This is a genomic window from Alkalicoccus urumqiensis (genome assembly GCF_002993335.1).
GTDB lineage: Bacteria > Bacillota > Bacilli > Bacillales > Salisediminibacteriaceae > Alkalicoccus > Alkalicoccus urumqiensis.
Genome location: NZ_PVNS01000011.1, coordinates 121,163 through 129,417, shown reverse-complemented (window position 1 = coordinate 129,417; position 8,255 = coordinate 121,163). Strand labels below are relative to the sequence as shown.

General features: G+C 51.9%; 7 protein-coding genes and 1 other annotated feature. Of the genes, 6 read left to right on the top strand and 1 reads right to left on the bottom strand.

Annotation, left to right across the window (positions count from 1 at the left end):
- Positions 1–171 precede the first annotated feature (171 nt).
- Entirely contained in the window at positions 172–606 is a 435-nt protein-coding gene (locus tag C6I21_RS12515; protein ID WP_245411635.1) for a sigma-w pathway protein ysdB, read from the bottom strand.
- Between the two features lie 151 nt (positions 607–757).
- Here C6I21_RS12515 and C6I21_RS12510 point away from each other — a divergent pair, with 151 nt between their 5' ends.
- From C6I21_RS12510 to pheT, 6 genes are all read left to right on the top strand, one after another.
- A complete protein-coding gene (locus C6I21_RS12510) occupies positions 758–1,255 on the top strand; it encodes a dUTP diphosphatase (RefSeq protein WP_105959819.1) in 498 nt (165 codons plus the stop codon).
- 80 nt (positions 1,256–1,335) lie between these two features.
- On the top strand, positions 1,336–2,415 hold the full coding sequence (locus C6I21_RS12505) for a M42 family metallopeptidase (RefSeq protein WP_105959818.1): 1,080 nt from the start codon (positions 1,336–1,338) through the stop codon (positions 2,413–2,415).
- 376 nt (positions 2,416–2,791) lie between these two features.
- Complete coding sequence (locus C6I21_RS12500) at positions 2,792–3,610, top strand: YitT family protein (RefSeq protein WP_105959817.1); 819 nt, start codon at positions 2,792–2,794, stop codon at positions 3,608–3,610.
- A gap of 19 nt (positions 3,611–3,629) precedes the next feature.
- Complete coding sequence (locus C6I21_RS12495; protein ID WP_105959816.1) at positions 3,630–4,385, top strand: TrmH family RNA methyltransferase; 756 nt, start codon at positions 3,630–3,632, stop codon at positions 4,383–4,385.
- Positions 4,386–4,447: 62 nt separating this feature from the next.
- Positions 4,448–4,677: a binding site (T-box leader), on the top strand.
- 60 nt (positions 4,678–4,737) lie between these two features.
- Positions 4,738–5,772 carry a phenylalanine--tRNA ligase subunit alpha gene (gene pheS / locus C6I21_RS12490; protein ID WP_105959815.1) on the top strand — a complete coding sequence of 345 codons (1,035 nt, stop codon included), beginning with the start codon at positions 4,738–4,740 and terminating at the stop codon, positions 5,770–5,772.
- A 30-nt stretch (positions 5,773–5,802) separates the two neighbouring features.
- Positions 5,803–8,220: a phenylalanine--tRNA ligase subunit beta gene (gene pheT, locus C6I21_RS12485; protein WP_105959814.1), complete on the top strand. Its 2,418-nt coding sequence runs from the start codon at positions 5,803–5,805 to the stop codon at positions 8,218–8,220.
- Positions 8,221–8,255: the final 35 nt, after the last annotated feature.

The following is an 8,255-nucleotide window of genomic DNA, read 5'->3' as shown; positions in this document are numbered from 1 at the left end:
GTGTGTTTGCGTCCGGCTTCCTTCAGATTCCGGGTCACCCCGGACACCCTTGCCATTCGCTAACGGTTCCCATTACCAAGCCCGTAGTGGACTTTCACCACCTAGCTGTCAGACATGCCAGGCACACGAAAAAAGACCGCCGGAGTTTTTCCGGCGGTCTAAAGTCGATAGTCAGGCATCCGTGGGAGGAGCGGTGTCCGCCGCTTCCTGCTTTCTGCGGAGACGGCGGATCATCCCTGCCGTCGGCTCGCGCCACTGAATGACCGCTTTTGGATAGCGGAGCTGGAGTTCTTTTTCAATCTGGTGAAAATCCTGAAGCGTCATTCCATTCAGTTCCACCGTATCTTCTGTCTGAAGCTGAATGCTTGTCACTTCAACAGACGTTTCGGCCGTGCCGAGATACTTTTCTCCTTCAAAAAGAGCTCCGCCGGAAGTGATTAAAAGGTTGCGCCGGACTTCGCGGGGATCATCGTACACATACATTTCTCCGCGGCGGCGGGCACGCTCCAGCCGGCGGCGGGAGTCGGTCAGGTACTTAATTACACTGTATGTTATAATCGCCAGTGCAAGCAGCAGAAAAATGCGGAACAGCAGCACGGTTATCATAATAATCTCCCCTTTGCATCATCATACACAAGACGGAAGGGCGTTGTATAGAAATTTCCCTTCTTACTTGTACGCAAAACCACACCCGGGGGTTTCATCTTATTTTTTAAAGGAAAACAGCCGTCTGTTCCGTAAATCAGGAGGAATAAAAATGGAATTAAAAATGCTGTTCAAGCGCCAGCAGGAGCTGGATTCGTTTATTGAAACGGAACAGAATATCAATGGGAAAGATGTTTTTCAGGAAAAGCTTCTCGCGTTCATCGTAGAAACCGGAGAACTGGCCAATGAAGTAAGGTGTTTTAAATTCTGGAGCAGTCGGCCGCCTTCCGATGATCAGGTTATTCTGGAAGAATATGTGGATGGGCTGCATTTTCTGCTTTCTCTTGGGAACGCACTGGAACAGCAGGAGGAAACCGAGCTGACCGAGTTGGGAGAAATTCTCTCCCCGGAAGCGCTCACCGAGGCTTTCCTGGAGCTGTATGGTTATGTATCGCTTCTACGTATGGAGCCTTCGACAGAAAGCTATCAGCATCTTTTTCAGGCATACACCGCGCTTGCCGGCCATCTTGGATATGAGTGGCAGGAAGTAACGGAAGCGTACAAAGCGAAGCACCAGGAAAACTATGAGCGGCAGCAGCGCGGTTATTAATTTCGGATCCCGAATTAATTGAGAAGAAGCTGTAAAAAAGGTATACTGAAACGGATACATATTAGTTGGGAGGCGGAAGAATGGAAGAAATGCTGAAAATGATGAAAGAACTTACAGATGCAAATGGAATCCCGGGGAACGAAAGGGAGCCGCGCGAGGTCATGAAGCGCTGGATCGAACCGTTTGCCAACAGTGTGGAAACCGACCACCTCGGAAGTCTTATTGCGAAAAAACAGGGTGGAAATGAGGACGATCCCAAAATCATGGTTGCCGGTCACCTGGACGAAATCGGCTTTATGGTGACAAACATCAACGACAAAGGTTTCCTTCAGTTTCAATGTGTCGGCGGCTGGTGGGAGCAGGTTATGCTCGCACAGCGCGTCACCGTCATGACCCGGAACGGAAATGTGCCGGGAGTCATCGGCTCCAAGCCGCCGCACATTCTTGCGCCGGAAGCACGTAAAAAGTCGGTTGATAAAAAAGAAATGTTCATCGACATTGGTGCTTCCAGTAAAGAAGAAGCCATGGAATTCGGCGTACGTCCGGGCGATTCGGTCGTGCCGGTATGTGATTTTACCGTGATGAAGAATGAAAAGCTCCTCATGGCCAAGGCATGGGATAACCGCATCGGCTGTGCCATTGCCATTGAAGTGCTTCGCCGTCTTCAGAACGAAGAGCACCCGAATACGGTTTATGGTGTTGGAACTGTACAGGAGGAAGTAGGCCTCCGCGGTGCCCGCACATCCGCGCATCAAATTCAGCCGGATATCGGCTTTGGCGTCGATGTCGGCATTGCCGGCGATACACCGGGCGTTTCGGACAAAGACGCGCTCTCCAGCATGGGAGACGGTCCACAGGTCATTATGTATGATGCTTCCATGGTGTCCCATAAAGGTCTTCGTGACTTTGTGACAGACACAGCAGATGAAAACAGCATCCCGTATCAGTTCGATGCTGTCCCGGGCGGCGGCACAGATTCCGGCGCCATCCATCTAACTGCAGACGGTGTGCCTGCGCTTTCTATTACCATTGCTACGCGCTATATTCACACCCACGCAGCGATCCTGCACCGCGATGACTTTGAAAACGCCGTAAAGCTGATTACGGCAGTTATCAAAAAGCTCGACCGCGATACCGTAAATGCGATTACGTACAGCTGATAGAACCGCAGCTGGGAACAGCAGCCTGAGGCAGAAGCTTCAGGCTGTTGTTTTTTTGCGTTCCTGACAGGGTACATATGCTTATATGCTATAAGCTTTCCCGCAGTCGGGAGGTAAAAGGTGAGGGCTTTTCCTAACAGTCTTATAGAGGTGTAATGCTGTTCTCCCTATTTTAATAGCAGAGCGGAGAACACGCTGTCTGTCAAGGTTTCGACATTTACGATTGACGGGACGGCATCCCTTCACTATAATGCATACAGTCATCCTTTCTTTCGAGGAAAAGAAAGCGGCATGTCAACAGCGCTCATCCGTTGTTTTACCATTGCATCCGCGCTGTAGAAACCAGGCGGATAATACAGAGCAGAGGGGGCCCTCCGTGAATTACCTCATTAAACTGACCATCATCGTAGCATCTTCGATCCTGCTCGGTTTTGCATTTAATATTTTCCTGCTTCCGCACGAGGTGCTGACAGGCGGTGTCACAGGTATTGCCATGATTTTTGGTCTTCTTACACCGCTGAATACAGGTTACTGGATCGTTATTTTAAACATTCCGATCATTATTCTCGGGTGGATGAAACTAGGAAAAGAGTTTATCATTAACAGCATTATTTCCGTTGCCGTTACATCGGTTTCCATGCTTTATATCCCGATCGAAATGATCACAGATGACGCACTGCTCTCTGCCGTATTCGGCGGCGTGCTTACAGGTGTCGGCATCGGTCTGATCATCCGCTTTTACAGTTCCACCGGAGGCTTTGATGTCGTCGGTATTTTATTAATTAAAAAATGGGATATTCCGCTCGGCGGACTGATTTTCGGGTTGAACTCCATCGTCGTTGTCATCAGCGGCTTTTTCTTTGCGTGGGATCTTGCATTGTACACGATGCTCTCCATCTATATTACCGGCATCGTAATCGACCGCATTCATACACGCCACGTAAAGCTGAATTTAATGGTTGTTACAAGCCGCGGAGAAGAAGTCCGGCAGGCGTTTCTCGATAACCTCGTCCGCGGGGTCACCATTATCGATGGACAGGGAGCCTATTCCCGGGAAGATAAAAAGGTTCTTTATACCGTTATCACCCGCTACGAGCTCGAAGTGATCCGTCATGTCCTCAAAGATATTGATCCAAGCGCTTTTGTAAGCATCAGCCAGAGTATGCAGGTCATGGGGAATTTCAGGCGCGATTAACGAAGGGGGGAGAAACATTATGGAACACATTACGTCGGTACACAATCCGCGGATCAAAGCGTGGAAAAAGCTCCAGCGCAAACGGGAAAGAGACCGGTCTGGACTGTTTCTCGCAGAAGGACGCCACCTGGTGGAGGAAGCACTCAAATCCGAAGTACAGGTGAAAGTGATCATTATTGAAGAGAGCGTGGAACTTCCGCCTGAGTGGCAGGTGTCGGATGTTGAAGTGATAGAGGTGCCGGAAAAGGTCCTACGCGAACTGGCTGAAACGGAGACACCGCAGGGAATGACCGCGGTATGTGAACGGCCGGACCGGCACAACCTTCTGCTGGAGTCCGGACGCTTTCTGCTGCTGGATCGTATTCAGGATCCGGGAAACCTCGGCAGTATTCTCCGCACAGCGGAGGCGGCAGGCATGACCGGCGTCATTTTCGGAGAAGGCTGTGCCGATCCTTACAACGGTAAAGTCGTCCGGGCGACGCAGGGGGCACTTTTCTCCATGCACGTCCAGCAGATGGATCTGGAAGAAGCCGTGGATCTGTGTCGGGAGAATGGGGTTCCGATTTTTGGGACAAGTCTTTCCGGAAGCACGTTTACCGCTATCGCCCCCCAGGACTCGTTTGCGCTTCTTCTCGGCAACGAAGGAGAGGGAGTGGATGAGGCCCTTCTGGAAAAAGCCGATCAGAACCTGTACATTCCTATCTACGGCCGCTCTGACTCGCTGAATGTAGGAGTCGCTGCCGGCATTCTGATCTACCATCTGCGCGGGGACTAAAAGAGACGCCCGAAAAACAATTGAAACGGTTCAAGAAAACGTATATAATAACGTCATATGATAAAACGACGCTGACCGGGAGCAGTAGACGGCCCGGCAGTCTCTCAGGGAGGCGGTGCCATGGACTGGAAGCACTGCCGGGACTGTCCGTTGAATTCGCCCGTGAGTCGGTATCTGGAGTAAGCGCTGCTGAAAAGATACCCGGAACCGGATCCGTTAATCCGCTTAACCAATGAAGTGAACGGCGCATGCCGTTAACAAGGGTGGTACCGCGAAGCCTTTCGTCCCTTAGGAACAGTCCAGGGATGGAAGGCTTTTTTTACTGCCTGAATGTATAAAGGAGGAAACAGGAATGCTTGAGAGACTGCAGGAACTGCATGATGAAGCGGTGACAAAAATCGCCGCAGCACAGTCGAGAAAAGAGCTGGAAGATATCCGCGTGGCCTATCTTGGGAAGAAAGGGCCGATTACGGAAGTGATGAAAGGGATGGGCCGTCTGTCGGCGGAGGAGAAGCCGGTCGTCGGTCAAAAAGCCAATGAAGTACGCCAGTCGGTGCAGAAGCTGATCGAGGAAAAAGAAGGTACGCTGAAACGGGCGGAAGTCCAGAAACAGCTGGAGGAAGAGTCCCTTGATGTCACACTCCCCGGCCGTCCGGTGCCAAAAGGAAGCCGTCATCCGCTGACGAGCGTCGTCGAGACGATCGAAGATGTGTTTATCGGAATGGGCTTTCAAGTGGCGGAAGGTCCGGAAGTGGAAACGGACTATTATAACTTCGAATCACTGAATCTGCCAAAACACCATCCGGCACGGGATATGCAGGATACATTTTTCGTCACGCAGGATCTGCTTCTGCGGACACAGACATCGCCGGTGCAGACGAGGACGATGGAAAAGCATGAAGGCAGAGGGCCTGTGAAAATTATCTGTCCTGGGAAAGTGTACCGCCGTGACGAAGATGATGCGACGCACTCCCACCAGTTTATGCAGATTGAAGGCCTCGTTGTCGGAGAAGGAATCCGCATGAGTGATCTAAAAGGTATTTTTGAAGCATTTGTAAAAAGTTACTTCGGCGAGGACCGGGATATCCGCCTCCGCCCAAGTTTCTTCCCATTTACCGAACCTTCTGCAGAGCTCGATATTTCTTGTGCCATCTGCGGGGGCAGTGGCTGCCGTACGTGTAAAGGGACCGGCTGGATTGAAGTGCTCGGCTCCGGCATGGTGCATCCGAACGTTCTGGAAATGGGCGGATTTGACCCGGAAGTATATTCCGGCTTCGCCTTCGGCATGGGCGTTGAGCGGTTTGCCATGCTGAAATACGGGATCGATGATATCCGGCATTTCTATACGAATGACACACGCTTTCTCAGTCAGTTTACTCATGAATAATTTTGCTGTTTCAGAAGGAGGAAAGCCAAGATGCTAGTTTCGCTTAAATGGCTAGGAGAATATGTAGATATCAGTGATCTTACAGCAGAGGAGCTCGCGGAGCAGTTAACGCTTCACGGGGTGGAAGTGGATGCCGTTCATTCCCTCGGTGCTGAAATTTCGAATCTGACTGTTGGTTACGTGGAATCATGTGAACCACATCCCGACGCAGATAAACTAAAGCTCTGCCGTGTAGATGTTGGTGAAGAAGAGCCCGTTCAGATCGTCTGCGGTGCACCGAACGTAGCAGAAGGACAGTTCGTTCCGGTAGCCCGTGTCGGCGGCAGACTGCCGGGCGGCATGAAAATCAAGCGCGCTAAGCTGCGTGGACAGACATCCGAAGGGATGATCTGCTCGCTGCAGGAGCTCGGTTTCGACGGAAAAGTGGTTCCGAAAAAGTATAACGAAGGCATTTACGTGTTTCCGGAGGAAATGGCAGCCGGCATGGACGCGAAAGATCCGCTCGGTCTGAATGATACCGTGCTGGAACTCGACTTAACGCCGAACCGCTCCGACTGCCTGAGCATGCTGGGTGTCGCTTATGAGGCAGCAGCCGTATTGAACAGAGAGGTTCATATTCCGGAACCGAGAATCGTTCCGGTGAAAGAAAAAGCGGGTTCACACGTTTCTGTCCGTGTCGAAGATCCGTCGGCAAATCCATATTACGGAGCGACACTTATTCAAGGGGTGAAAGTCGGCGAGTCCCCCCTCTGGCTGCAGAGTGTGCTGATGGCTTCCGGCGTCCGTCCGCTCAATAACGTCGTCGATATAACGAACTACGTGCTGTTTGAATACGGTCAGCCGCTTCATGCGTTTGATTTTAACCGTTTCGGTTCGGATGAGGTTGTCGTCCGCCGTGCAGAGGAAGATGAAACGATGACGACACTTGATGGGGAGGAGCGCACACTTTCTGCAAAACACCTCCTTATCACAAACGGAGCAAAAGGTACTGCCGTCGCAGGTGTGATGGGCGGTTCGGATTCGGAAGTGGAACCGGAGACGGAGATGGTTCTTCTGGAAGCAGCCTATTTTGATCCTGCGGTCGTGCGTATCGCACAGAAAGATCTCGGCATCCGCAGTGATTCAAGTATCCGCTTCGAGAAAGGTGTCGACCCAAACCGTGTCGTAAAAGCAGGTGAACGCGCTGCATCACTCATTCAGCAGCTGACAGGTGCCGAAGTTCTGGCCGAGCCGGTGGAATTCGATGAGCTGAACCGGGAGGAAAAGGACATTACGATTTCTCTGGAACGGATCAATCAATCGCTGGGAACGGATATGACTTCGGAAGAAGTAACTGCTATTCTTGACCGGCTTCAGTTTGAATCCAAAGAAAAAAAGGATGTTTTCACCGTCACGGTTCCAACAAGGAGGCAGGACATTTCCATCGAAGCAGATATCGTAGAGGAAGTGGCCCGTCTATACGGCTACGACGCCATTCCGACGACACTTCCGAATACACCGTCCACAAAAGGTGGACTGACACAGGCGCAGAAGCAGAAGCGCCGGATCCGCCGCTTTCTGGAAGGGTGCGGCCTGCACGAAGCGGTCAGTTATTCCCTGACGACGCCTTCCAGAGAACGCGCGTTTATAACGCCTGATCAGAAGCGTGTGGATGTTGCACTGCCGATGAGTGAAGACCGCAGCAGTCTGCGGACGACGCTGATTCCGCACCTGCTGGAGGCGCTGTCCCACAACCGGAACCGGAGTATTTCCAGCGCGTCGCTGTATGAAATAGGCTCGGTATTCCACACAACGGAAGAAAAAGTGACAGTCCAGCCGCAGGAAAAAACGCACCTCAGTGCAGCATGGATGGGAACCTGGCACGAGCACTCCTGGCAGGGTGAAAAGAAATCCGTTGATTTCTTCGTTGTTAAAGGGATCGTGGAAGGACTGCTGGCAGAGCTCCATGCCTCTGCAGTATTTCAGCCGGCACCGGCACGTCCTGGGATGCACCCGGGACGCACCGCTGATGTGCTTGTTGATGGAGAAGTTATCGGCTTTATCGGCCAGCTTCATCCGGAGACAGGAGACAGCTGGTCGCTGCCTGAAACATACGTGATGGAGCTTGATCTCGGCCGCCTTCTGGAAAGGCAGTCCACAGAGATCCGCTACGAGGCTGTACCTCGTTTTCCGGCCGTCGACCGGGATATTGCTCTCGTCGTCGACCAGCACGTTCCTGCTTCCAAGCTGGAAGCTGTCATTCAGCACTACGGTGCACCGCTTCTTAAGCAGACGAAGCTGTTTGATCTGTACGAAGGAGAGCACGTGGAGCCTGGTAAGAAGTCCGCTGCGTTTTCTCTCCGCTATTTAAATCCGGAAAAAACACTGACAGAGGAAGAAGTAACCGAGGTGCATACACGTGTCCTCGAAGGGCTGCAGCAGGAAACCGGCGCGGTACTCCGCGCATAATAAAAAAGAGCAGGGCCTCCGGGCGCCTGCTCTTT

Coding starts and splice junctions, on each gene's coding strand:
- C6I21_RS12495 (WP_105959816.1), top strand. CDS start 3,630: ATGGAACACATTACGTCGGTACACAATCCGCGGATCAAAGCGTGGAAA.
- pheS (WP_105959815.1), top strand. CDS start 4,738: ATGCTTGAGAGACTGCAGGAACTGCATGATGAAGCGGTGACAAAAATC.
- C6I21_RS12505 (WP_105959818.1), top strand. CDS start 1,336: ATGGAAGAAATGCTGAAAATGATGAAAGAACTTACAGATGCAAATGGA.
- C6I21_RS12515 (WP_245411635.1), bottom strand. CDS start 606: ATGATAACCGTGCTGCTGTTCCGCATTTTTCTGCTGCTTGCACTGGCG.
- C6I21_RS12510 (WP_105959819.1), top strand. CDS start 758: ATGGAATTAAAAATGCTGTTCAAGCGCCAGCAGGAGCTGGATTCGTTT.
- pheT (WP_105959814.1), top strand. CDS start 5,803: ATGCTAGTTTCGCTTAAATGGCTAGGAGAATATGTAGATATCAGTGAT.